Here is a 24,746-nt window from a genome sequence, read left to right as displayed (position 1 = left end):
ATAGCGACGCTAAAAATTAAGGACAACTATATTTTCACTCATCCTGCTGTTATGGCGACGCAATGAAGAGGCGCGGACCCTATGCGAAAGGCCAAGAAAGGCGCGACGAAATCCTGCGCGCCGCTGTCGATGTCATCAGCCGCGAGGGATATCGTGGCGCATCGCTCAGTCAGATTGGGCGAAGCATCGGCATCGATAGCGCGCACATCATCTACTATTTTTCGACGCGCGAGGTGCTGTTGCAGGAAGTGCTGCGCATGTGGGACGAGGGCAATGCGGCGCAATTGACCGCTGACAAGGATGTCTTTGCCGGGCTGGTGGAAGGGGTAAGGCGTAACACGCGCACGCCGGGGCTGGTGCAGCTTTATACCGCCTTTGCCGCCGAAGCGGTTGATGCGTCGCACCCCGCGCATGAGTTTTTCCAAGCGCGCTTTGCCGTGCTGCAATCCTATATTGGCGATGAAATTCGCAGGCGTCAGGCGGCGGGGAGCGTAGATAAGGCAATCGACGCCGATCATGCCGCGATGATGCTGATCGCGCAATCGGACGGGTTGCAGGTCCGCTGGCTGGTCGATCGATCGATCGACATGGCGGCAGCGCTGGAAACCGAAATTGAACTCCTGCTGGGACATGGCGAAGGGCGCAAATGACGGACGAGTTTCGCACATTGTTCGACGGGCATACGCTCGACGGTTGGCGGGCCATTCCCCGCGTCTATGGCAAGTGGAATCCGGGCGGCCCGGCTGTCACAGAGTTGATGGCGCAATATGGCATAGAAACGCCCGCCGATCCGGAGTCCTACCCCGCGACATGGGCGGTCGAGGACGGCGCGATCGTGGGGCGTCAGGCAAAGAGGGGCTATGGCGGCTATCTGCTGTCTGAAGAAACATTCGGCGACTTCGAATTGGAACTGGAAATGCACCCCGACTGGCCCGCCGATACCGGCGTGATGGTGCGGCGCCAGCGCGATAGCTGGGAAGGTTTCCAGATATTGGTAGATCATCGTCCATCAGGCGGCATCGGGGGCTTTTACGGCAATGGCCTGGCCGGTTTTTCCGCCGTGCCGTTCGCGGTCGACGCTGTGCTGGACAGTGAGGGCCGACCGATGGGCCTCAGGGCCGACGATCCCGTGACCAGCGCGGAGCCAGTGACGCCGGACAAGATCGCGCGCCTGTCCTACGCCGCGAAAGTCGAGGATTTTCTGGACGTCTGGCGGTGGGGTGATTGGAACGCGTTGCGCGTCCGCTGCGTAGGCGGCGCGCTGCCCGTCATCACGACCTGGGTGAATGGGCTGCGCATCAGCGAAGTGGACACCGCCACGCTGCAATCACCTGGCTATGACGCCGCCGCCGTCGCCACGCTATTGGGTGAGCGCGGCCATATCGCATTCGAAGTGCATGACCATGATTCCCATTTCGGCCAGGCCCGCTGGGGCCCCGGAGCAGCTTGCCGATGGCGGAATATCAGGATCAGAGAGGTCTGAAGAGTGAAGAACGACAAAAATGGCCGACGCCTGCGTTTTGCCCTGGTCGGCGGAGGCCCTGGGTCCTTCATCGGCAGCGTGCACAGGATCGCGGCTGAACTGGACCGGGAGATTGAACTGGTGGCTGGCGCCTTCAGCAGTGATGCGGCGCGATCGGCGGAGGCGGGGGCTGCTTTCCGGATCGATCCGGCGCGCGCTTATCCCGACCTTGCGACGATGCTGGCGGCGGAAACGGCCCGGCCTGACGGCATCGACTTCGTTACGATCGCCACCCCCAATCATCATCACCTGCCTGCCGCGCGCGCCGCGCTGGAGGCTGGCATCGCCGTGATGAGCGACAAGCCGGCGACCGCGACGCTGGAGAAAGCGCGCGAACTCGCCGAAGTCGTGGATGGCGCGGCGGTTCCCTATGCGTTGACCTACACCTATTCAGGCTATCCGTTGGTGCGTGAGGCGCGGGCGCGGATTGCGGCGGGCGTCATCGGCCGTGTGACGAAGGTGATCGTCGAATATCCCCAGGGCTGGCTCGCTACCGAGGCGGACAGCAAGCAGGCGGCATGGCGGCTGGACCCGAAGCGCGCGGGGCCGGGCGGCTGCATCGCGGATATCGGCGTCCATGCCTTCCATCTTGCGGAATTCGTCACCGGCCTTCGTGTGACGCAGCTGCTCGCCGATCTGGGATCGGTGGTGCCGGGCCGTATGTTGGATGATGATTGCCAGCTGTTGTTGCGCTTCGACAATGGCGCGCGGGGGGCGTTGCTCGCCTCGCAGATCATGATCGGGGAACGCAACGGGCTGCGCTTGCGTATCCATGGCGACCGCGGCGGGATCGATTGGCGGCAGGAATCGCCCAACATGCTGGTCGTCCATCATGGCGATGGGCGGACGGAACTGGTGCAGGCAGGCGATGCGTCGCTGGGCGCAGATGCAACGGCGCGGCTGCGTACACCGGGTGGGCATCCGGAAGGCTATCTGGAGGCCTTCGCCAATCTCTACCGCGACTTTGCCGAGCTGCTACGCGGCGGCGAAGCGCCCTTGTTGCCCGGCATGGCCGATGGACTGCGCGGCATGGCGCTGATCGAAACGGCCGTCCACGCCAGCCGCAATGAAAGCGGCTGGGTCCCGCTTATCGTTTGAAGGAACTTATATGCGCACGATCAAGGGGCCGGGGATTTTCCTGGCGCAGTTCATTGTCGACGACGCGCCTTTCAACTCTCTGGACGCGATTGCGGATTGGGCGGCGGGCCTGGGGTACAAAGGTTTGCAGATCCCGACCAATGATCCGCGCTTTATCGACCTGGCCACTGCCGCGCAAAGCCAGGATTATTGCGACGAAATCCTGGGGAAGCTTGGCGAGAAGGGGCTGTCTGTCACCGAGCTGTCCACGCACCTGCAAGGGCAGCTGGTCGCGGTGCATCCGGCCTATGACAGCCTGTTCGATGGCTTTGCCGCGCCTGAAGTCAGGGGGCGTCCCGATGCGCGGCAGGAATGGGCAGTCGACCAGCTAAAGCTGGCGGCGCAGGCGAGCCGACGGCTAGGGCTGACGGCCCATGCCACTTTTTCAGGATCGTTGGCATGGCCCTATGTCTATCCCTGGCCCCAGCGGCCGGCGGGGATGATAGAAGAAGCTTTCGATGAGTTGGCGCGGCGCTGGCGGCCAATCCTCGACACGTTCGAGGAAAATGACGTGGACCTTTCCTTTGAAATCCACCCTGGTGAGGATTTGCACGACGGGGCGACGTTCGAGATGTTCCTCGACCGCGTCGATCAGCACCCGCGCGCCAGTATTCTTTATGATCCCAGCCATTTCGTGCTGCAACAGCTCGACTATCTCGCGTTCCTGGACATTTATCATGCGCGGGTGAAGAGCTTCCACGTCAAGGATGCCGAATTCCGTCCGTCAGGCCGGACCGGCGTTTATGGGGGATATCAATCCTGGATCGACCGCGCGGGACGATTCCGCTCGCTTGGCGACGGGCAGGTGGATTTCGGGCAGATCTTTTCGAAGATGGCGCAATATGATTTTCCCGGCTGGGCGGTCCTTGAATGGGAATGCGCGCTGAAGCATCCTGAACAAGGCGCACGCGAAGGCGCGCCCTTTATCGCGCGGCACATCATCCCTGTCACCGACCGCGCCTTCGACAATTTTGCCAAGACTGGATGAGTTCGGTGGCTTCCGCACCTGTTTGGTCGTCATCTTCCGTTAGCGCCGCAGATCACAGCATGTCACACGGTAAAAGCTCTTTGTCCTGGGCACATTTTGTCCGGCTCCCGCGGAGATAACGCGTTAATCTCAGACCTCGGCCTGCCGTTCGTGCAAGGCAGGTTTTGACGATAAGGTGGCAATTCTCTCTTGGGGAATAGTGAATCTTCGTGCCACGGACCAAAATAGAATTGGCTTTTGAGCAGCTCGCGCCGCCAGGCGATCCTTGAACCCGCCGATATCGTCAGCCCCGGTCCCACTGCTTTTCCAGGTCGCTGCTTATTAATCACTGAACGTTCCTATGTAGAGCCCTGCTGAATGGTCTGACTTTCCAATGGTATTCTTGATCGCAAAAGCGATGCGGCGGCCGTCGGGAGAAACGATGGATTGGTGCGCCTGCGCTCCATACGGGCTGACATTGGTAAGAGCCCGGCGAGATTTCCCGTCCATCGTGATGACGAAGATGTCGAAGCCTTTTCCCGAGTTGGCTGCGGCGAGCTCCGCCGCGTTGCTTTTACCCGCAAAGCGCAGAATCTGCTCGACGCCCGGCTTAATGTGGGCGCTGATGCCGCGATAGGGCCCGTCCGGATCGGAATGGATGTTCGCTTCTTCCAATCCGTAGCGTTCGTCCGGAAAGACATGCGTTTCATTGTGAGAAGGGGTAGCGTAAACCTTGCTCACGGCCTTGGTCGCAATGTCGACCTTATACATTTCGCTGTCGAGCGCGTCCATTTCGGTTGTCCAGAACATGACGCTGCGGCCGCCGTCGATAAAGTCGTAAGCTTCGGGGAAGCTGGCGGGGCCCGGCTGGCCGGGCCGGTAGGTGTATAGTGCCTGCTGATCAGCAAGGTGCGCGGTGCGTCCGTCACTGACCAGCCTTGCCCTGGTTAGTTCCAGGCCCGTCGCGGTCGGGCGGGACCAGGCGATGTCCACCGATCCATCGGTATTGGCGCTGCGTGCGATGGCAATGTCGCCCATAGCTCCACTGTTCAAGGAAACAGGGCGGGCCAGCGTCTTGGACATCCAGAAGAGTTGAGTGCGCGCAGCATCCGCTGCTCCGCCGCTGCCCCCCTTCATTCCCGGTGCGGCCTCGATCAGGAAGCTGTCGTCGGGCAGGTAGAATATGCGGGTGACGAACTGCGTGTCCCCAAATTTGCAGGTCAGGCAGCGCACCTTCTTCGTGCGCACATTAACCTCATAGGCCGGGCTGTCGACCAGATCGTCCTTCGTAAAAGCGATGCGGCGGCCGTCGGGCGACCAGTTGGGTCGGTTGCCCCAGTCCAAAAGGCGTTCCTGATGGAAGGGCGCCGTGAGATAGTCGATCCCGCCTTCCTTTGCGGCAGCGGTGGATAGAGTCAGGGGAAGGGCTGCAGTGAGCAAGCCTGCTTTTACAATGCGGGCGGTTAGATTGGGCTTATGGCCCGCCAGAAAATGGGTCACGGTTCAGGCTCCTTTGTCGATATTTCTAGCTGGTAAGTGCGGGGCTGTTGCCAAAGCTTTGCAGCACGGTTGCCCGGTTGGGGACTGAGGCCGCCGCGCCGAAGGATTGGACTGCGATGGACGCAGCGGCATTCGCCTCTACTGCGGCCTGATCGATTGGGTAGCCCCGTGCCAAGCCAGCGGCGAGATAACCGCAAAAACAATCACCCGCGCCTGTCGTGTCGACCACCTTGACTGGTCTCCCCGCAAGACGCTGGATCGCATCCTCCCCCACAATTGCCAGACCGTCCGCGCCCAAGGTGACGAGCAGACTCTGGTTGAGCCGTAATCCCAACAGATGTCTGCTCGACAGCAGACCCTTGTCGTCTAGCACGGAGCCAGCGTCCGATCCGGCGAGCAGGGCAAGTTCGCTCTCGTTGACGATCAGAATGTCGCAGAGCGGCAGCAACGAAAGAGCCGCAGTTGACGCAGGTGCGGCGTTGAGGATGGTAAAGGCCCCGGCGGACCGGGCACTCTGGAACAGGGCAGCCGTGGCTGGAATGGGTGTTTCCATCTGGGCGAGGCAGACGTCTTCCGGGGCGAGATCGGCTTCTGCCGCCAGCGTGGCGTCGACGTCGCTATTCGCGCCAGCGATGTGGATGATCTGATTATCTTGCGGAGACGTCGCCACCACCGCGCAGCCGGTGGCGGAGGAGGTGGCGTGGATGTGGCTGGTATCAACGCCATAGTTGTCGAGCGCTGCCACCATGGCGGCGCCTTCCTCATCCTGTCCCACGGCGGCCAGCAAAATGCAGGGGGCGCCTGCACGTGCCGCGCCAACGGCCTGATTTGCGCCCTTGCCACCGAGTTGGCGGCTCAGGCTGATCCCGGACACTGTTTCTCCCGCACGGGGGAGGCGCGGCGTGCTGACCATAAGGTCGATGTTGACGCTGCCCAGCACGACGACCTTGCCCACCATGACTAGCCGCCCTGCTCAAGCATCGCGAGCTTCGCTACGCGGCGGCGGAAATGTTCTTCGTCGCTGAACTGCGCGGCCAGGAAATGGCGGATAATATCTAGCGCGATCTGCGGGCCGGTGATCCACGCTCCGATGCAGAGCACATTGACATCGTCATGCGCTACGGCCTGCCGCGCAACATAGGTGTCGTGCGCAACGGCTGCGCGGATGCCGCGCACCTTGTTGGCTGCGATACATGCGCCCGCGCCCGTGCCGCACAGCAGAATCACGCGATCTGTCTGTTTGTCGAGTATGGTCTGGACTGCGCGGCGAGTGATGTCAGGAAAGTCCACCGGTTCTTCCGACTGCGCGCCGACATCGATGATGCGCCCGCTATGTCGCCCAAGCAAGTCCAGCACTGGCGGGCGCAGCGGGAAACCGGCATGGTCGTTCGCAAAACCGATGACGTCCCGAAAGGGAATATGCTGTTCGTTACCCGACAATGTTTCTGGTTTACGCATAAATTCCCCGACCCCTTGCCCGCGCCGCTTCCACACACTCTTTGACTGACGGAATCGAACTGCTCACTGGCGCTTTTACATCTATGTGGTATTACCAGTTTGAAATCTGATCAAGGGGAAGGCCAAATGACGCAGACCGGGGGAGGGGCGATGGAGCGCGGCAGACTCGCCGCCTTCTGCGTCACCGCGCTGACGATCCAGGCTTATGCAACTCTAGTCACGGTATTTCTCCCCGAATTTTATGCTAGCGCCCTGGCGTTGCCGGTAGCTGCGGTCGGCACCGCCTTTATGACTGTGCGGGTACTGGACCTGATGATCGACCCGCTGCTGGGCGGGATGATGGACGCTACCCGGTCTCGGTGGGGGCGCTATCGTCCTTGGCTAGTCGCAAGCGCGCCGATCCTGATGATCTCGACCTACGCGCTGTTCCAGGCGGAGCGGGGGGTCGGCATGCCTTATCTATGGGCATGGCTCTTCATCGCCTTCATCGGATTTTCCATGATCGTGCTGTCGCACCTCGCCTGGACAGCGACACTCGCGACTGGCGCGGCGGAGCGAACGCGTATCTTTGCCTGGTGGCAAATGTTCGCGACGGCGGGGCAATTTTCGATCCTTGCCATATTGCCTCTGGTCGCCCGTGCCTATCCGGGAGATCCGGCGGCAGGTATGCACGCCGCAGGGTGGGTGATGATCGTGCTGATCCCCGCCGCGATCCTGCTGGCGCTCAAGACCACGCCTGAAAAGCAACCGGCGGAGGGCGCGCAATCGCCCCTGGCCCTGCGCGACTATGTGGCGCTCTTTTCGCAAGGCCCGGTCGTGCGGCTGGTCCTGGCAGATTTGCTGATCGCCCTGTCGACCGGCGTCGCCAACGCCGTGGCGCTGTTCTTCTATATGGGGCAATTGGGGTTCGACCGGGCGGCTGCCAGCACGCTCATCCTGATCGCCTATGCCGCAGCTTTTGCCGGAACGCCGCTGTTCGCGAAGCTTGCCGGGCGGATCGGCAAGGCGCGCGCGCTGCAAGTTGGCGCGTTGATGCAGGCGGCACTGCAACTGCTCATGGCGACGCAGCCTGCGAACGCCTTCTGGCTGACGGCTGCCAATGTCGCGGCGCTGGGCCTTTGCATACCCATCGCCTGGTTCCTGCCGCGCGCGCTGATGGCCGATGTCGCCGACGCTACTCGCGCCCGCTTCGGCGTCGATCGCACCGGGCTGCTCTATGCGACGCTCAACGGATCGATGAAGCTGGCGTTGGGGCTGGCGGTCGGCCTTGCCTTCCTGCTGCTTGGCTGGCTCGGCTTCGATCCCGCCCATGCCAGCGATCCGCGCAACGCCTTGCCGCTGCGCACGTTGATCGGCATCGTGCCCGCACTGTTTTCCCTTGGCGTGGTCCTGTGCATGATGCGCTATCCCGAAACCTCCCTGCGGGAGGCGAGCCGCAAGGCCGCACTCGCCTGACCCTTCCAAACTGAAAGATATGTCGACGAATCGCCGCGACCTCCTCAAATCCTCTGCGTTGTTGATGCTGGCGGCGAGCGTGCCCACGATGGCGCGTCGCAAATCCGCTTCCTTACTTGGGAAGGATGGGGCGGGGGTCCAGCTTTATATGTTCGATCCTGACCTCAACCGTGACTTCGACGGCGCGCTCGCCAGCATCGCGGCGACAGGTGTGCGGTCGGTGGAGCTTGCGTCGCTGCACCGTCGCTCCGCCACTGAATTCCGGGCTGCGCTGAACAAAGCGGGCCTTGTCTGCCGGAGCGCGCATGTCGCCGCTTCGTCGACGGTGCCGGGCGCAAGCGGGCTCAACTTCGATGATCTCGACAAGCTTGTGGACCAGCTCAATATCCTGGGTTCGCGCAACGCCGTGTTGCCGCTGTTCCAGTTCCCCAGGGACCCGATCTGGGGTCCGCCGATCTCCTTCATGTCGCTGATGAAGCCCGGCGGAGCGCCCCTTACGGCCGACCGTTATGAGCGCATGGCCGACTTCCTCAATGAGAAGGGCGCGGTGCTCAGGAAACACGGTATCCGGATCGGTTATCACAATCATAACGGCGAACTGGCGCCGCTGGGGAAGAAGACGGGTTTGCAGATCCTGCTTGAACGAACGGACCCGAGCATCGTCGATTTCGAGCTGGATGCCGAATGGCTGGCAGCGGGCGGGCACGATACCGCCGCCTGGTTCTAACGCTATCGCGGCCGCTTCACCCAGATGCATGTGAAGGACATCGCGGCGGGGACGCAGATCAACTATCATATGCAGCAGAAGCCGACGGAGGTCGGGTCGGGCATAATGAACTGGCCTGCAATCCTAAAGGCGGCGCGAAGTGCGGGCGTGCGCAATTTCTTCGTTGAACAGGAACCGCCTTTCACCGGCGCGCGCATCGACTCTCTCAAGAAGAGCCTTTCCTATCTTCGCAAGCTGGAGACCGCATGATGAACCGTCGCCTGATGAGCCGCACGGCGATCTTCGCTTTTCTGATGGTAGGCGCGATGCCCGGGCAGGCGCAGAATGAAGCCGCGCCGACACTGATGTTCGACGATGTGACGGACACGCATGTCCCCGTTTCCAAATATCTCCACGCCCTGGATGTCGCGCTGGTTGACGTGGACGGTGATGGCGATCTGGACGCAGTGCTGGCCGTCGAAATGGGGCCGAACCGGCTCTACATCAATGACGGGCAGGGGCGTTTCACCTGGAAACAGGGCGCCCTAGGCACCAAGGCGCATGATAGCGAACATGTGCTGTCGGCCGACTTCAACCGCGATGGCTTTCCCGACCTGATCTTCGTTGCCGAGGAGGATCATGCGCACCAACTGTTCCTCGGCGGGCCGGGAGGTGTGTTTACCGAAGCGTCGGACCGGTTGCCGAAGATGAGTGAAGGTAATGGGCTGGCGGTCGGCGACGTCAATGGCGACGGCCTGCCCGACATCGCCATCGGCAATTCGGCGGAGGACCGCCCCGGCAAACCGCGCGCTTCGGGACAGAATTTCCTGTGGCTCAACGATCCCAAACTGCCCGGCACCTTTATCGACGCCACGGCAACTCATCTGCCCGCGTATGAGGATGATACGCAGGACATCGCGCTGGTCGACGTCGATGGCGACGGCGACCTCGACATGGTGGTCGCTAATGAAAGCCCGCCGAACCGGCTGCTGCTGAACGATGGCAAAGGGCATTTTCGCGAGTCGTCGAAGGGCCTCCAGTTGCTGACGCCGATGGAGACGCGTGAAGTGCATGTGTTCGATGCCAATGCTGACGGACGGCCCGACATCCTGTTCCTGAACCTGACCAGCAACAACAAGAAATGGGACAAGGATCCCCAGGCGCGGCTTTTGATCAACAAGGGGCGTGGGTTTCTTGACGAGACCAAGCCCTGGATGCCTGCCAACCGCTTTTCCAGCTGGGGCGGAATGGTGATGGACTTTAATCATGATGGTCGTCCCGACCTGATTGTCGGTGCGATCGACGTGCCCGGGTTCAAGCCATTGCAGCTGCGGGCATATGCCAATGATGGCAAGGGCCGCTTCAGTGATGTGACGGCGGCGGTCATCCCCGCGACCACTGTGGGACGCAGCTGGAGCATGGCGAAAGGCGACGTTAACGGAGACGGCGTCGAAGATCTTTTCGTCGGTGCCTGGGGCACGCAAGCTCGCCTGCTGTTGGGAAAGAAGGCCGAGTAAACATATTCGACCTTGTTCCGCCAGATGGAATTGCCGCAGCCCACCAATGTTGCGATTTGCAGGTTGGCGCGCCGCTTTGTAAGTCCGGCGGATAAAGATGGTCGAGGGACGGGCATTGACGGAGAGCGACAAGGTGAAAGCGGCGCGTGTTGCGCTCGCGCGGGAGATGTTCGACGTCGCCCTGACAGCGGTCTCGGCTGAGCGCTGTCTGCCATCGCACGTGCCGCAACCCCCGGAAGGTCGGCGGCTTGTGTTGGCGGTGGGCAAGGCAGGGGCGGCCATGGCCAGTGTAGCTCTGCGCCACTCGCCGCCGGGGACGCAGGCGATCATTCTTATTCCCTATGGCCACGGATTGCCGCCCGGCACATTGCCGACAGATGCGCTGATCATCGAGGCAGGGCATCCCTTGCCAGACCAACATGGCTTGCAGGCGGCGCAGATGATCCAAGAGGCCGTGCGTGGGCTTGGCGAACAGGATCAGTTGCTTGCGCTGATGTCGGGGGGCGGGTCTGCCCTGCTCGCGATGCCGGTCGAGGGGGTTTCGCTGGACGACAAGCGCCGCGTGACGCGGGAACTGTTGCTATGTGGAGCGACTATTTCGCAGATCAATTGCGTGCGCACCCACTTGTCGCAGATGAAGGGGGGACGCCTTGCCGCGCTGGCGTATCCGGCGCAGGTCGTCACCCTGGCCTTTTCCGACGTGCCGGGCGATGATCCCGCGCTCATTGCGTCAGGCCCGACTGTGGCGGATCGCACCACGCTGGCCGATGCCCGCCGTGTGATCGAGCGCTATCGCATCACCGTTCCGGACAATGTCATGGCGGTATTGAACGACGAACGGCACGCGACGCCGCGCCCCGGTTCGCCTGAACTTGCGCGGGCGGATACGCGCATTGTCGCGCGCAACCGCATGGCGTTGGAGGCTGCGGGAGAAGTGGCGAGGGCCACGGGATATATGCCGGTCTATCTGGGCGATGACCTGGAAGGAGATGCGACTGAACTTGGCATCGTTCATGCCGCGCTCGCCCTCCACCATCAGCGCAAGGGCGGGCGTTGGGCGTTGCTGTCGGGCGGAGAAACCACGGTGCTGGTGGGCAATCCCTCGGGAGCCGGGGGGCGCAATAGCGAATATATGCTGAGCCTTGCCATGTCACTGGATGCGGCGCCGGGCATTTCCGCCTTGGCATGCGACACGGACGGCATCGATGGCGTTGGGGGGCATGCAGGCGCCATCGCTGACGAAAGCACATTGGCGCGGGCAAGAGCAGCGGGCATGTCGGCGAGCGGCATGCTGCGTGAGAATAACAGTTTCGGGTTCTTCAAGGCGCTGGACGATCTGGTGTTTACGGGCCCGACCCGAACCAACGTGAACGACTTTCGCGCGATCCTGATCGACGGCTAGGGGGCGGCGGCCACTTTCTGCAATTTCCAGGCGGCGCCGATCGCGAAATGGCTCAGGATCAAATCGTCAGCCATCGCTGCGTCGCCAGCGCGAACAGCCTCGAAGATCTTGCGGTGATGATCGACCAAATAGTCTCGCGCCTTGGGGCTGTCGGCGATTCTCCTGCGTCGTTCGACATGGGAGCGCTCCAGCAGATGCGTGATCGTCCCGTAAACCGTGGAAAGCGCCGGGGAATGTGCAGCGGCGACCAACTGCGTGTGGAAACGAAGGTCCGCTTGGCCGCCCCCAGACACATCATCGATCGTCGCTTCGATCTGCTCAAGCGCATCTTCGAGATTGCGCTGATCTTCAGGCGTCGCTCGGGTGCAGGCGAGGCGAAGGGCCTGACGTTCCAACGCGATGCGGACCTCGACAATGTCGTCGATGATCGCGGGCTGCTGCGCCAATGCTAGCGAGAAGAATTCGCCTAGAACCACCGCATCGGGTACACGGACGGTGCTGGCGCGTCCATGCCGCGTTTCCAGAACACCGATCATCTCCATTGCCCTGACGGCCTCGCGCACAGCAGGGCGGCTAACCCCCAGGCGCAGCGCCAATTCCCTTTCGCTCGGCAGCCGATGCCCCGTTTCCACACCGCCGTTCACGAGCAGGTCGCGCAGGTGAGCCAGAACCCGGCGATATCCGGAGGTCTCCGGCTCAGCAGTGACGGTTGCGCACTCGATGGTCATGCTCTTGCTTTACCGCCCGCCTTGTTGGCTGACCAGCGGTTAGTGTCCTGTCCATATGGTGGGACATCCATGGCGCCAGCTTGACTTATGGCGGCCTACAAGCTGCTTGCGAAGGCATAAGGAGGACGATCAATGAAGGCAAAGCATGTGTTGGCCACCGCGTTATTCGCGGCAGCGCCGCTGTCCGCGCTCTCCGCGCAGACCTTTACGCGCGGCGAGCCCGTGCCCGAGACCCTGCCGCTGGGGAACAAGCCGGGCAATCCGATCCAGGACATGCCGCCCGGGCAGCGCCTGATCTCCGCATTCGGGGAACGACCAGTCTTTTCGGCTAAAGGGGACAAGCTAGCGTTCATCGGCAAATCCTATGGGGACGCCTTTGAATATGACATGGCGACGGGCCAGACGCGCAACTTGACAAGCCATGCCGCCAGCGAAGGCTATCTTCGGGTCCATTATCTCCCCGACGGCGGCTACCTGCTGCTCGGCCCACGCATCCTGGGCAAGACGCGGGAAGAAACCCGGCACGGCCGCATCGAGCTGTTCTGGATGGACGCCAAGGCGATGAACGCACCGGTTCCGTTAGGCATTACCGTTTTTGAAGGGATCGCGGTGAGCCCGCACAGCAACATGGTTGCATGGAGCCAGGTGAAGGCGGCCGGTGGCGGCAAGCCAGCATCGACAACCATCTATACCGGCCGCGTCGCTGTTAAAGGTCAGTCGGCGAAACTGGAAGATGTGCGGGAAATCATCACCACCGCCGAATGCTTCGTTGAAGCGCAAGATTTCTTGCCGGGCGACAAGGGGCTGACCATGCCCTGCTATTATTACGGCAAGGGGCCGAAGGGCGTGGAGACCAAAGTCATTTCGGTCGATTTCGCGACCAAGAAGATCACTGAGTACCCGACGCCTTCGACACTCTACAACGAAGTCGAGGGGATTTTCCCTGACGGCAAGCGGACCTTGGTCGAATGCGCTCAGGATCGTTCGAAGGGCATGGACCTTTGCGTACTTGATCTTGATCCTAAGAAGCCGCGCTACACGCGCATGACGAACATCGTGCAATATGGCGGGTGGAAATATGGCAATCCTGTCGTGCGGCCGGATGGCCGAATGATCGCGGCGCAGATTGGATCGGCCGATGTCATCGACGCAGGGGTCGGCCAAGGCATCGTATTGATGGACCTTGCTCCGAACTTCTGATCGGGCTCGAGGGAGGGGAGGGGCGGCCGACCGCCCCTCGCCCGTTTCAGACGTCAGGTCATTGTGAGCTGCACCGCCTCGAACGTTTCGACGGGCGGCAGGTCAAACCACAAATGATCGCGGTCATCCGAACGCCGCCTGCCCCTGACCGCCTTCCCAGCCACCAGCATCCGAGCTGTGCCGCCCACAAGGCCGCGGACGCCGAGCTTCAGGCCTTGAGCGATTATTGGATCGCCATAATGCGTGTTGCGCTGGCCTGAATAATTGATGACGTGGACCAGCATCTTGCCCGCAGCTGGTTGCCGCATCACCATCATCTCGATTGGACCTGGACCTTCCAGGACGAGGGGCGGCGGCGGAGCGTAACGCGCGATCAGGCTTTCGAACAGCACACGGTGCGCGTCGATCCCATCACGATAATAGAGCCAGTCAGGAAGCCAGGGGATATGGACATGATGGCCTTTGCCATACGGCATCACGAGCGCCCCCGCGTCGTCACGCGCTGCTTCGCCGGGACGCGCGTAGGAAAATTCAGGCGGGCCGAAGCGCTGGTCCGGCGCGAATGGGATCAGGCTCGTCGCGCCGCTGCGTGGCGTAACCGGGAAGAATGTCTCGTCGATGGGCATCCGCCCCGGTCCCATCGGTATGGCCGCCTTGCTCATGTCCAGTGACCAGCCATGACCGTCGCGCGGTTGGCCAAAGCTGCCAACCGGGCTTGATTTCATGGCCGGGCTGCTGCGCGGCTTGCCGTCTTTGCCCAGCGCACCGGTATAGCCAGTGGCTATGATCAGGCCGCCACCCTCTACGAAGGCATCGAGCGCGGTGGCGTCGCCTTCATCCAGGCTCATGATATGCGGCATGATGATGACGTCATAGGCGCGGTCCTTGGTCGCCTTGGCCACTTGCATGCCGGTTGTCATCCAGAAGGGCAGACGCGCATCAACTAGCGCCTGATAGGCGCCCCGCTGCGCATTAATGCTGTAGCGGGTAAGCCCGGCGCCGACCGATTGGAAGAACGAGCCCATATTGTAGAGTGCGACCCGTGCGCCCGGCTCCAACCTTACATAGTGCTGCTCATTGGCGGCGTGCCAGTGGAACAGGCGTGAGACCGGAGGGAGAAAGCGCGGATCGTCCTGATCGCTCAGCGTGCCCATCAGGTAAAGGTCGAGTTTGGCTCCCGTGCCCAATGCCTGGGCGAAGCGCAGCAGATGATTGTCGGCGCTTTCCGTTACCTGCCGCCACGGATAGTCCATGTGCGCTGTGGACGTCGCGGAAAAAGCCTTGCCCGGTGCGATCGCCCTCAAGGCGCGCGTTTGTTCTCCCATCGCGTGGGGCCATTCCGGAGCTTTGCGCGAAAGACGTCGCTGCACCTCTCCCCGCGCCACCACGCCACCAAAAAAGTCCATAAGCGGCACGTCGGGACGTGCTGCCTTGATGACATCGCGCGCTTTCGCCGACAGTTCAGCCATGATCCGCGATTGAAAGTGTTGATAGGCACCCCAGTTGGAATCAGCCCCGTCGTCGGTCCGGGGAAGTTCCAGCTTGTAAAGCTCGCGAAACCGCCGCTTGCAGTTTTCGCATACGCAAATGCCGTGATCTACGTCGGCATAGTCGGTGCGAGCAAAGGCGGTCATGTTGAAGAACAGGCCGTCGACGTCGTGACGCTCGACGCCCTCCTTCAAGATTTGCAGACTGTAATCCTGCGCCCACCCACCATTGGGGCACGCCTGGTACGTCCCGGCATATTCGCGCGGCGTGCCGTCGCGGTTGCGCATGAACCAATCGGGATGCGCGTCATAGGCAGGTTTTGTCCCCTTGGAGAGATCAAAGCGCCCGATATAGGCCAGGCCCTCAGCATGGGCGGCGGTGACCATGTCACCTGCAAAGTCGCTTTTCATGAACGGGTTGCGATAGTGGAGCGCTAGCTGGCTAGGATAGAAGGCGACAATGCCACCGATGTTCGACACGATGACGTTCGCCCCAAAGGCGCGGGTTTCGCGAGCGATCGTACGGGGGTCTTCCAGCGCGTCGATTTCGCGCAGGTTGGTCTGAAGGATCCGATATTCATGCTCCCACCATCGGCGCCGATCGAATCCGCCACTGTCCGCGGCTGCCCAGGCTTGATCAGGAAGTGCGCTCACCATCGCTGTTGCGGGCAGGGCGCGCACGAGATCGCGGCGCGAAATCCCGCCGTTGGCTTTCAGTTCCATCCTGCCTCATGCTCCTGAACTATTATTTGACGTCAAACGAGCAGTCTGCCCTGGCTACGCCAAGCCGACAATCTTCCTGAGAACGGCGTTCCGCCCTGTGGAACACTTTGCTCCGGACGGTGGATGTGTTCCGTATCGCGGAAAGGCGAGTTTCGTTCACATGCCCTCCAGCCTAGCGACGGCTAACCAAGAATGCCGAACCGACAATGGCGGCGCGATTGAAGCGGAAGTTGACCGATATCAAGGCAAAGGTGGCGCGATGATTTGGGCGCAGAATTACGATCCGTTCGGCAACGGCCTGCTGTCCGGGCTTGTTGCGGCCGTTCCTGTGGTGGTGTTGCTCGGTGCTATCGGTCTTTTTCATGTGCGGGCGCACATCGCCGCGCTCATGGGCCTTGGTGCTGGCCTGGCCGTCGCGGTGCTGGCTTTCGGTATGCCCGCCGGCTTGGCGCTTCGCGCGGCAGGATTCGGCGCGGCTTATGGGCTTCTGCCGATCGGTTGGATCGTGCTCAACATCATCTTCCTGTATCAGCTGACGGAGACCACCGGGCAGTTCCATGTGCTGCGTGGAGCGATAACATCGATCACTGCCGATAGCCGTTTGCAGCTTCTGCTGATCGCCTTCTGCTTTGGCGCTTTTTTCGAGGGCGCGGCGGGCTTTGGAACGCCGGTCGCGGTGACGGGAGCGATGCTGATAGGGCTTGGCTTCACGCGACTGCAGGCTTCCGGACTGTCGCTGATCGCCAATACCGCGCCGGTTGCATTCGGCGCGCTGGGTACCCCGCTGGTCACGCTTTCCGGCGTGACGGGTCTCCCCTTGCTAGAGCTATCGGCGATGGTGGGGCGGCAGATGACGCCCTTCGCCATTATCGTGCCTTTTTGGCTGCTGGTCGCCTATTGCGGGTGGCGGCGGACGATGGAAGTGTTCCCGGCTGTTCTGGTCGCGGGCGTCAGCTTTGCGGTCGTGCAGTTGCTTATTTCGAATTTGCATGGGCCATGGCTGACGTCCATCGGCGCAGCGCTTGCCTCGATCGCTGCGCTGATCGCCTTTTTGCGCATTTGGCAGCCTGCACGCATCATGCATGTCAATGAAGCGAAGCTCGCCGCAGGAGATGAGCGGGATGTTGCGGCCACGGCGGATGCGGCCCATGCCCAGCCGCTGCATGATGCCGCCGCCGTCCGGCGGGCATGGATGCCATGGATCATCCTGACCGCCTGCGTCTTTCTGTGGGGTCTGCCTTTCATGAAGCAAGGCCTGGACGCCATCTTTGCGCTGCGCCTGCCTTTCGTAGGGCTCGATGGGGTGATCCAGCGGCTGCCACCGGTCGTCACCGCTCCGGAGTTCGAAAAGGCGGTCTATAACCTCAATCTCCTTTCAGCCACGGGCACTGCGATACTGGTAGCCGCGCTTGCCTCCGCATTGCTGCTGCGAGTGCCCGCGCGCACGATTGGCCTTGTATATCTGCGTACATGGAAGCTGGTGCTGCCATCTTTGCTCACCATCGCGGCAATGCTGGCGCTGGGATATCTCACCCGGTTTGGCGGCATCGACGCGTCGATGGGGCTGGCATTTGCGGCGACGGGCGTGCTCTATCCCTTCTTCGGCACCATGCTTGGCTGGCTGGGCGTTGCTGTCACCGGATCGGATACAGCGTCGAACGTACTGTTCGGCGGATTGCAGAAGATCACCGCAGAGCAGCTTAACCTCCCTCCAGTGTTGATGGCAGGGGCGAACAGTGCGGGCGGCGTCATGGGCAAGATGATCGACGCGCAGAGCATCGTTGTCGCTTCTACCGCCACCCATTGGTTTGGGCAGGAAGGCCGCATCCTGCGCCATGTATTCGTCCACAGCCTGGTGCTGGGCTCGCTGATCGGCCTGTTCGTGATGCTGCAAGCCTATGTCTATCCCTTCACCCTGCTGGTGCCCTGACCACATGCGCGATTTTCCACAAGGGGCAGCCGTCCGCGCGCTGCTGAAGAACATATATGTTGAAGCGCTGGAGTCAGTTCGCGGGAAAAGACTGGTCGAAGGTCTGGGCGCGCCGCAGGGTGATCACTGGCGCATCAGCCATAGGGGCAAGGAGATCGACTGGCCTTTGCACCCCGATGGCAGGATTGTGGTGATTGGCGCGGGGAAAGCAGCCGGCTCTCTAGCAAAGGGGCTGGAAACGCTTCTCGGCGACCGGATTTCGGGCGGCTGCATCATCGTAAAGCATGGCCATGTCGAGCCGATGCTGGCGCGAATCCGGCAGCGCCAAGCAGGGCACCCGATCCCTGACGCGCAGGGGGTGGAAGCGACCATCGAAATGCTGCGTGCGGTCAAAGGACTGACGGAGCGGGATACGGTCATCGTGCTGCTGACAGGTGGCGCGTCGGCGCTGATGGTCGCTCCTGCCAATGGTGTGACGCTTGAGGAAAAGGCGGAGGTGACCGACTTGCTGCTGCGATCCGGCGCGTCGATCGAGGAGATCAACGCCGTGCGAAAGCGCTTGTCGCGCGTGAAGGGCGGCGGGTTGTTGGAGCATATCGGTCCAGCATCGGTGCTGACGCTGCTGATGTCGGACATTCCCAGTGGCGACCTATGCATGATCGGATCGGGGCCCACCATTGCGAACAGCGATGATGCCGCAAGTCCGATGGCAATCCTGGCGCGCTACGGATTGGAGCAATCAGTACCGGCGTCTATCCGTGACGTGCTGGCGAAAGGGCCATCGTATGCTCCTCAAGCCGCGGGGCGCCAGGAGCATCTAATGCTCGCGGATAGCGCGATGCTTGTCGAAGCGGTGCACGGAATAGCCGCTCGCGAAGGGCTAACCGTCCACAACGTTGATGCAGTCATGGCGGGCAACACCCATGACGCCGCGCTGAAGATGGCAGAGGCTCTGCGGGCGGTGCCGCCGCAATATCGCCCCGCGCTGCTGGTATCCGCCGGGGAAACGACATTGCAGGTCAACGGCGACGGCCTGGGCGGGCGTAACCAGGAATTCGCGCTTGTGGCAGCCTTGGCGCTGGCGGGCGAGGATAATGCCGCGCTGCTCGCCGCTGGTACGGATGGTACCGATGGGCCTACAGATGCGGCAGGAGCATTTGCCGATGGCGCGTTGCTCAAGCGAGCGGGCGCGGCAGGGCTTGATGTAGAAGACATGCTGGCGCGCAACGACAGCTACCACCTGTTCGAGGCGACCGGCGACCTGTTCCGTACGGGGCCAACGGGAACCAACGTCATGGACCTGGTGCTGGGCATCGCGTTCTGACCCGCACTGTTTGAGAGAGAAGAGATATGGTGAAGCTGGCAGCTAATCTGGCGATGATGTTCCAGGACCTGCCGTTCCTAGACCGTTTTGATGCGGCAGAGGCGGCGGGATTTTCCGGCGTCGAATTCATGTTCCCCTATGACCATGACGCTACCGATGTGGCGGCGCGCGCACAGAAATGCGGGCTGGAGGTGGTGCTGTTCAACCTCCCCGCGGGCGACTGGGCGGGGGGAGAGCGGGGTATTGCAGCCCTGCCTGACCGGGTGAAGGAATTCCGGGCGGGGGTCGCCAGGGGGTTGGATTATGCGCGAGCGCTAGGTTGCCCACGCCTGCACCTTATGGCGGGAAAGACGCCTGCCACTGCTGAATGCCGGTCCGCGCTGGTTGCCAATATCGTGCACGCTGCCGAACTGGCGGCGGCTGATGGTGTCGAGATATTGATTGAGCCGATCAACACTCGTGTCGACATCCCGGGATACTTCTACGGCACGACAAGCGAAGCCATGTCCGTCATGGACGAGGCGGCGCGCGACAATGTCCGCCTGCAATATGACATTTATCATATGCAGATCATGGAAGGCGACCTTGCTCGCACGATCGAACGCCTGCTGCCGCGGATCGGTCATATGCAGCTGGCGGACAATCCGGGCCGTGCCGAACCGGGTAGCGGAGAGATCAACTATCCCTGGCTGCTCAGCCATATCGACGCGCTTGGTTATAACGGCTGGATCGGGTGCGAATATCGACCTGCGGGCGACACGACGGCGGGCCTTGGCTGGGCGCGCAATTATCTAAACTCCAGGAGCGCGTGACATGAAAATCGGATTTATCGGCCTCGGCATCATGGGGCGGCCCATGGCCAGTCATTTGCAAGCGGCAGGACATGCGATCTACAGCTGCGCCAATCGTGCCCCTATGCCCCAGGAATTGCGCGAAGGCGGCGCGATCGCATGCGCCACGCCGGCAGCGGTGGCGGAGGAGGTGGAGTGCCTGGTCCTGATGCTGCCTGACACGCCGGACGTGGAACGCGTGCTCTTCGGCGAAAATGGAGTGGCCCAGGGTGTGAAGCCCGGCACTACCGTCATAGACATGAGCTCGATCGATCCCATCGCCACGCGCGACTTTGCGGCGAAGATCGAGGCGCTCGGCGGCGATTATGTCGATGCGCCGGTTTCCGGCGGCGAAGTCGGCGCGAAAAATGCCGCCCTGACGATCATGTGCGGAGCCAAGCAGCATGTGTTCAACAAGGTCCGGCCGCTGCTGGAGCTGATGGGCAAGAACATCACGCTCGTCGGTGAAGTTGGCGCGGGACAAGTTACCAAGGTCGCTAATCAGATCATCGTAGCGCTGAACATCGAAGCCGTGTCGGAGGCGCTGGTCTTCGCATCGAAGGCCGGCGCGGACCCCGCGCGGGTGCGGGAAGCGCTGATGGGCGGCTTTGCTGCGTCGCGGGTGTTGGAGGTGCATGGTCAACGCATGATCGACCGCAGCTTTGATCCCGGATTTCGTATTCGGTTGCACCAGAAGGATCTCAATCTCGCGCTGGCGGGTGCACGCTCGCTCGGCGTTTCGCTGCCCGCCACGGCAAATGCCCAGCAACTCTTCAGCAGCTGCGCTGCCTACGGAGATGCGGAAAGGGATCACAGCGCGATGGTGACGGCGCTCGAACGGGCTGCTAGCCACTTGGTGAGTGGTTGCTAACCGCACACATTTCTCCCACCACCGAATTCTCCGGAGGATGCTCATGACCAACAATCGTCTTAAAGACCGCCGTATCATCGTGTTCGGCAGCGCGACCGGCATCGGCGCCGCCACTGTCAAGCGCCTGGCTGCAGAAGGCGCGCGGGTTTGCGCGGCCGACATCAACATCGATGGCGCGACGCGCGTGGCGCAGGAAGCAGGCGGCGAGACCTTCGCCGTCCCTGTCGACATTGCCGACGAAGCTTCCGTGCAGAAGGCGACCGAAGCAGCGGTGAGCCGTTTCGGTGGCCTGGATGGCGCGCACATCAACGCGGCGGATCTGCGTGTCATTATGGAGGATAGCGATGCGCTTGCCATCGATCTTTCCACCTTTGATCGCACGATTGCAGTCAACCTGCGCGGACATCTGCTGTGCACCCGCGCCGTCGTCTCGCACCTCGTCAAGAGCGGTAAAGGAGCGATCGTCTACACCAGCTCCGGCTCGGCGCATGGCGGCGAGCCGACGCGGCCCTGCTATGCCATGGCCAAGGCGGGCGTAAACGCGCTTGCGCGCCATGTCGGTGCGCGCTGGGGCAAGGAAGGGATTACCGCCAACGTGCTCGCACCCGGCTTCACGGTCACCGGCGAGATGAAGAAGGCGATGGAAGCGAATGCCGAAGAAGCGACAAAGTGGGCCGACTATTTCATGGCGCGCACCCCGCACACGCGTCTGGGCGAATCCGAAGATCATGCGGGGGTCGTGGCGATGCTGCTGTCGGAAGATGGTCGCTGGATCAACGGCGCGATCTTTGACGTCAACGGTGGCTCCTTGATGCGCGCCTGACGTCAATGGCTGCGGCGCTCGCTCCTGCACGGGCGGGCGCCGCAGCGCTTGGTCAATAGAGCGCGATCACTCGCGCAGGCATGCCGGTGGCGTTTTCCAACGGCGGTACCCCGGCAAACAGCAGGGCACCGGCGGCAGGCGCCCGGTCCAGATTGGCCAATCCCTCCAGCGCCCATCGCCCGCTCCGCAGCCACGCCTGATGCACGGGAAAAGCGGGCATGGCTTCCCCCGCGTCGATCGACATAGTGTCGACGCCGATGCCGATGACTTTTCGCTTCATCAGAATGTCCATGGCTGCAACATCGAAGCCCGGGCTCTTTCGTCGCTCAGCCGGAGACAGGCTGCCGTAACTGGCGACAGCACCGAGCGGGTCCCAGCCCGACAACATGGCGACGCAGGATCTCGCGGGGATGCGGCCATTCTTCCGTTCCCAAGCTGTGACATCCTCTGGCACGATCCGCGCGTCACGATCGGCTTTTGCTTTTTTCCTAATATCGATGATGACGAGCGGGACGATCAACTGGCTGATCGCAATGTCTCCGACAGAAGCTCCGTCGGGCGCGAAATGACGCGGCGCGTCGAGATGGGTGCCGGTATGTTCGACGATGGATATGCGGTTGAGCGCCATGCCCGCTTTCGTGCCCGATCCCTCGACCGCCTCCATGGAAAGGCGGCCCGGTGCGAACGCGAAGGCGCGTGTAAGGCGGTGCGTGAGGTCAAGGACATGTAATTGCCGGCCATGGAGGGGGAGGCTGGTCTCGTCTGGAGCAACGGAGGCGGCTTCGGCAAGCGATGATGCACCAAGAGTAAGTGCACCGAGCGTGCTCAGAGCTAGCATGTCGCGGCGGTCTATCATGACGGCTGATGTCTCTCCAGAATAGGCAGGTACCGAGACTAAGGGGTGAGGGGTCTGACACGCTAGATCAAATCGATCGCGACCACTTCATGGAAATCGACGTGCGGCACTTCAACCTCTACCCAGCCATCCGTTGCGCGGTACGTCACGTCGCCTTCGGCGGTTAGGAGCCAGGCCCGCGTTGCACGGCTGCCTTTAGGCAGTTGAATGCGGACCCGATAAGGGCCGGTACTAATCGCTTCGCGATAGCTACCGCGCATCGCCATGGGATTGTTGAGATTGACGAGATGCGCGGTGATGGACCTTTGCTGTCGCCAGCAGGCAATGTCGAGCAGGCCCGGCCCATCGATCTGCAACGGGTGCGCTTGTTCATGCGCCCAACTGAGCATCGCGCGCAGCAGCGTCAGATGATCGCCATGGCCAAGTTCCGCAAAGCTGCGATCAAGGTCCATCGGCAAATACACGACGCGGCCGCGCCCGACCTGACGGCAGATCGCCATGGGTATGTCGGTCTCTGTCCGATCGGTGAACACCCGTTCCATCGGCAAGTCAGGATAGCTGGGAACGAGCGTCAAGGCGACGTCCCGATGGTCGCGCGCGGTGACGGGTAGGCGGAATAACGGCCCGATGGTTCGGCTGATATCGCTGAGCCCCGCCATGGCCGGATGGGCGTGGCGCAAGGTGAGATAAGCGTTCCTCATTGGGCCTTCTGCCTTGCCCGCGATGGAACAGCCGAATAGGTCAGCAAGGCCGAAATCGGCCCGTTGCTGCCCGTCGCCATTATAAAGCGATGTCTGATAGGTTGCGATGACGCTGCCGCCGCGCGCTACGAAGGCACGCACCTGATCGCATTGCCGGTCCGACAGCACTGCCGCATTGGCGAGGATGATGGTGTCAAAGCGCGACAAGCTTTCAGCGTCCAGGAGATCCTCGTCAATCAGGTCGAACGGGACCCGGCTTTCCAGCGCGGCCTGGTAGAAGCCGTCGCGATGTTCCTCAAGCTTTCCGCGCCCGGTCCAGCCGCCAAGAAAAGCGGTGGTACGGGGCGTGTGGACCAATCCGACACGGGCCAGATTTCCGGTGTTGCGGAGGTAGGGTTCATTGGCATGATGCCATACGTAGATTTGCCGTACGACATCCATCCAGCGTCGATCCAGAGGCTTGGCGTTGAACTTCGTGATCCATGGGCGCGCTCCCTGAGCGATCGCTCCAGCGGCCCAGATGCGGATTTCTGCCGGGCTCTGTACCGAATCTTTCCATCGATAGGTCTCTTCTACCCCGACGGAGATGATGTGGCCGACCGGCTTGTCCTTCATGAAGGCGCGCAATTCGCGGGTATAGCGGCCCGCGCCCCAGACCTCTGGCCCCGTGCCCCAAGGTGAGCTGTCTGAAGATCGCGCTTGACGGTCGCAAAATGCGATCGGTAGGCGTTTCGCCAACGCCGGTCCATTCAGATCGACCAGACCTCTGCGGTCCCCGCCTGGCGTGAAGAAGGCTTCCCGCCGGTGCTTGCGCGCCGCCGCATTCCACAGATCGATGAGCGAGAGTAACCGCTCTTCGATCCATGCGGCATAGCGTCGCCCCTCTGGCTTTGACGGGTCTGGGTCGAGCGGGATTTCCTGTCCCGATGCAGCGCGATAGAGCGTCCGGCAGCTTTGGCAGTAGCAGGTGCCGCTGCCGTTCCAACGGTTGCCAAAAAACCCGTCAACCGGATATCGCCGTGCAATCTCCTCGATCACCTTTGGCATCAGTTCAAAATTATAAGGCCCATAGGCGCAGGTCAGCGTCAGATCCGGCGCGCTGCCGTGCTGCTTGATTTTGCCGTCCGGACCGGTCAGCGCCCATTCGGGATGGGCAGCTGCGGCGGCGGCGTTCATCGCGTGCGGATCGATGCGGGCGAGGACACGCAGCCCAAGTTTCTTGCAAGCCGCCACCATGTCGCCAAATGGATCGACGCCTTTGCCGACCCCCTGCGCCACACCGTGGTAGGGAATGTCTGTGGGGTAGAAAGCGATGCCCCCCCCGGCGCTGAGGCATATGCCATCCGCGTGAATCTGCTGAAAATAGTCAGTCCAGAATTCCGGGTCGTAATGGCCCGGATCATCTTCGGTGAAGGCGAGCTGGAACCAGCACATCGGTTCACTGGCCCAGCTGGGCGTGTCGCCACCGCCTAACCGTCGGGCGAAAGCGGGTTCGATCCCGGACAGCAGTGCGCCAGCGCCCAATGCAAGGGCCGTGCGGCGATCAAGTGGTAATAGTTCGGGCATCGTCTCTCCTTGGAGCGATGAAGGTAGCCAAAGCTGCGGCATC

At 62.0% G+C, this 24,746-nt stretch carries 22 protein-coding genes; 15 read left to right on the top strand and 7 right to left on the bottom strand.

Features of this window, described 5'->3' with window-relative positions; genetic code table 11:
• Positions 1–62 precede the first annotated feature (62 nt).
• The 4 genes from ACZ5Y5_RS07585 to ACZ5Y5_RS07570 are packed head-to-tail and all read left to right on the top strand — an operon-like array spanning position 63 to position 3,647.
• Complete coding sequence (locus ACZ5Y5_RS07585) at positions 63–650, top strand: TetR/AcrR family transcriptional regulator (RefSeq protein WP_464808048.1); 588 nt, start codon at positions 63–65, stop codon at positions 648–650.
• Positions 647–1,483, top strand: coding sequence for a 3-keto-disaccharide hydrolase (locus ACZ5Y5_RS07580; RefSeq protein ID WP_464808047.1), 837 nt, complete (start codon positions 647–649; stop codon positions 1,481–1,483). Before ACZ5Y5_RS07585 ends, ACZ5Y5_RS07580 begins: the two co-directional genes overlap by 4 nt.
• A gap of 3 nt (positions 1,484–1,486) precedes the next feature.
• Complete coding sequence (locus ACZ5Y5_RS07575) at positions 1,487–2,620, top strand: Gfo/Idh/MocA family protein (protein ID WP_464808046.1); 1,134 nt, start codon at positions 1,487–1,489, stop codon at positions 2,618–2,620.
• A gap of 10 nt (positions 2,621–2,630) precedes the next feature.
• Positions 2,631–3,647, top strand: coding sequence for a sugar phosphate isomerase/epimerase family protein (locus ACZ5Y5_RS07570; protein WP_464808045.1), 1,017 nt, complete (start codon positions 2,631–2,633; stop codon positions 3,645–3,647).
• A 321-nt stretch (positions 3,648–3,968) separates the two neighbouring features.
• Here the strand turns inward: ACZ5Y5_RS07570 and ACZ5Y5_RS07565 are convergent, their stop codons facing one another.
• From ACZ5Y5_RS07565 to ACZ5Y5_RS07555, 3 genes are read right to left on the bottom strand one after another with little or no spacing between them, the layout of a single operon-like run.
• Positions 3,969–5,126, bottom strand: coding sequence for a hypothetical protein (locus tag ACZ5Y5_RS07565; protein ID WP_464808044.1), 1,158 nt, complete (start codon positions 5,124–5,126; stop codon positions 3,969–3,971).
• A gap of 25 nt (positions 5,127–5,151) precedes the next feature.
• Complete coding sequence (locus ACZ5Y5_RS07560) at positions 5,152–6,084, bottom strand: ribokinase (RefSeq protein ID WP_464808043.1); 933 nt, start codon at positions 6,082–6,084, stop codon at positions 5,152–5,154.
• Between the two features lie 2 nt (positions 6,085–6,086).
• Positions 6,087–6,584, bottom strand: coding sequence for an RpiB/LacA/LacB family sugar-phosphate isomerase (locus ACZ5Y5_RS07555; RefSeq protein ID WP_464808042.1), 498 nt, complete (start codon positions 6,582–6,584; stop codon positions 6,087–6,089).
• Positions 6,585–6,710: 126 nt separating this feature from the next.
• Here ACZ5Y5_RS07555 and ACZ5Y5_RS07550 point away from each other — a divergent pair, with 126 nt between their 5' ends.
• The 5 genes from ACZ5Y5_RS07550 (at position 6,711) to ACZ5Y5_RS07530 (ending at position 11,664) form a co-directional block, all read left to right on the top strand.
• Positions 6,711–8,039: an MFS transporter gene (locus tag ACZ5Y5_RS07550; RefSeq protein WP_464808041.1), complete on the top strand. Its 1,329-nt coding sequence runs from the start codon at positions 6,711–6,713 to the stop codon at positions 8,037–8,039.
• Positions 8,040–8,103: 64 nt separating this feature from the next.
• Positions 8,104–8,766 (top strand): sugar phosphate isomerase/epimerase family protein, encoded by a 663-nt coding sequence (locus ACZ5Y5_RS07545; RefSeq protein WP_464808040.1) that lies wholly within the window; start codon positions 8,104–8,106, stop codon positions 8,764–8,766.
• Between the two features lie 30 nt (positions 8,767–8,796).
• Positions 8,797–9,015, top strand: a complete 219-nt coding sequence (locus tag ACZ5Y5_RS07540; protein WP_464808039.1) for a hypothetical protein — start codon at positions 8,797–8,799, stop codon at positions 9,013–9,015.
• Positions 9,015–10,262 carry an FG-GAP repeat domain-containing protein gene (locus ACZ5Y5_RS07535; protein ID WP_464808038.1) on the top strand — a complete coding sequence of 416 codons (1,248 nt, stop codon included), beginning with the start codon at positions 9,015–9,017 and terminating at the stop codon, positions 10,260–10,262. Before ACZ5Y5_RS07540 ends, ACZ5Y5_RS07535 begins: the two co-directional genes overlap by 1 nt.
• A gap of 97 nt (positions 10,263–10,359) precedes the next feature.
• Entirely contained in the window at positions 10,360–11,664 is a 1,305-nt protein-coding gene (locus tag ACZ5Y5_RS07530; protein WP_464808037.1) for a glycerate kinase type-2 family protein, read from the top strand.
• Here the strand turns inward: ACZ5Y5_RS07530 and ACZ5Y5_RS07525 are convergent.
• On the bottom strand, positions 11,661–12,392 hold the full coding sequence (locus tag ACZ5Y5_RS07525; protein ID WP_464808036.1) for a FadR/GntR family transcriptional regulator: 732 nt from the start codon (positions 12,390–12,392) through the stop codon (positions 11,661–11,663). The genes ACZ5Y5_RS07530 and ACZ5Y5_RS07525 overlap by 4 nt on opposite strands.
• A gap of 132 nt (positions 12,393–12,524) precedes the next feature.
• Here ACZ5Y5_RS07525 and ACZ5Y5_RS07520 point away from each other — a divergent pair, with 132 nt between their 5' ends.
• Entirely contained in the window at positions 12,525–13,592 is a 1,068-nt protein-coding gene (locus ACZ5Y5_RS07520; protein ID WP_464808035.1) for a TolB-like translocation protein, read from the top strand.
• Positions 13,593–13,645: 53 nt separating this feature from the next.
• Here ACZ5Y5_RS07520 and ACZ5Y5_RS07515 read toward each other — a convergent pair whose 3' ends face one another.
• The gene (locus ACZ5Y5_RS07515; RefSeq protein WP_464808034.1) at positions 13,646–15,802 is read right to left on the bottom strand and encodes an alpha-amylase family protein; all 2,157 of its coding nucleotides are present in this window, start codon (positions 15,800–15,802) and stop codon (positions 13,646–13,648) included.
• A gap of 259 nt (positions 15,803–16,061) precedes the next feature.
• Here ACZ5Y5_RS07515 and ACZ5Y5_RS07510 point away from each other — a divergent pair, with 259 nt between their 5' ends.
• Genes ACZ5Y5_RS07510 through ACZ5Y5_RS07490 form a run of 5 tightly spaced genes read left to right on the top strand, consistent with a single transcriptional unit; the run spans position 16,062 to position 21,580 of the window.
• Positions 16,062–17,732, top strand: a complete 1,671-nt coding sequence (locus ACZ5Y5_RS07510) for an L-lactate permease (protein WP_464808033.1) — start codon at positions 16,062–16,064, stop codon at positions 17,730–17,732.
• 4 nt (positions 17,733–17,736) lie between these two features.
• A complete protein-coding gene (locus ACZ5Y5_RS07505) occupies positions 17,737–19,056 on the top strand; it encodes a glycerate kinase type-2 family protein (RefSeq protein ID WP_464808032.1) in 1,320 nt (439 codons plus the stop codon).
• Positions 19,057–19,082: 26 nt separating this feature from the next.
• Entirely contained in the window at positions 19,083–19,868 is a 786-nt protein-coding gene (gene otnI, locus ACZ5Y5_RS07500; protein WP_464808031.1) for a 2-oxo-tetronate isomerase, read from the top strand.
• 1 nt (position 19,869) lies between these two features.
• Positions 19,870–20,757, top strand: a complete 888-nt coding sequence (locus tag ACZ5Y5_RS07495; protein WP_464808030.1) for a 2-hydroxy-3-oxopropionate reductase — start codon at positions 19,870–19,872, stop codon at positions 20,755–20,757.
• Between the two features lie 43 nt (positions 20,758–20,800).
• On the top strand, positions 20,801–21,580 hold the full coding sequence (locus ACZ5Y5_RS07490) for an SDR family NAD(P)-dependent oxidoreductase (RefSeq protein ID WP_464808029.1): 780 nt from the start codon (positions 20,801–20,803) through the stop codon (positions 21,578–21,580).
• Between the two features lie 52 nt (positions 21,581–21,632).
• Here the strand turns inward: ACZ5Y5_RS07490 and ACZ5Y5_RS07485 are convergent, their stop codons facing one another.
• Together ACZ5Y5_RS07485 and ACZ5Y5_RS07480 are read right to left on the bottom strand one after the other, a co-directional pair.
• Positions 21,633–22,436, bottom strand: coding sequence for a cyclase family protein (locus ACZ5Y5_RS07485; RefSeq protein ID WP_464808028.1), 804 nt, complete (start codon positions 22,434–22,436; stop codon positions 21,633–21,635).
• A gap of 62 nt (positions 22,437–22,498) precedes the next feature.
• The gene (locus tag ACZ5Y5_RS07480) at positions 22,499–24,703 is read right to left on the bottom strand and encodes a ThuA domain-containing protein (RefSeq protein WP_464808027.1); all 2,205 of its coding nucleotides are present in this window, start codon (positions 24,701–24,703) and stop codon (positions 22,499–22,501) included.
• Between the last annotated feature and the right edge of the window lie 43 nt (positions 24,704–24,746).

It is taken from the genome of Sphingobium sp. TomTYG65, assembly GCF_055395525.1.
The sequence above is the reverse complement of the archived record's forward strand: the minus strand, read 5'-3'. Positions and strand labels throughout refer to the sequence as shown.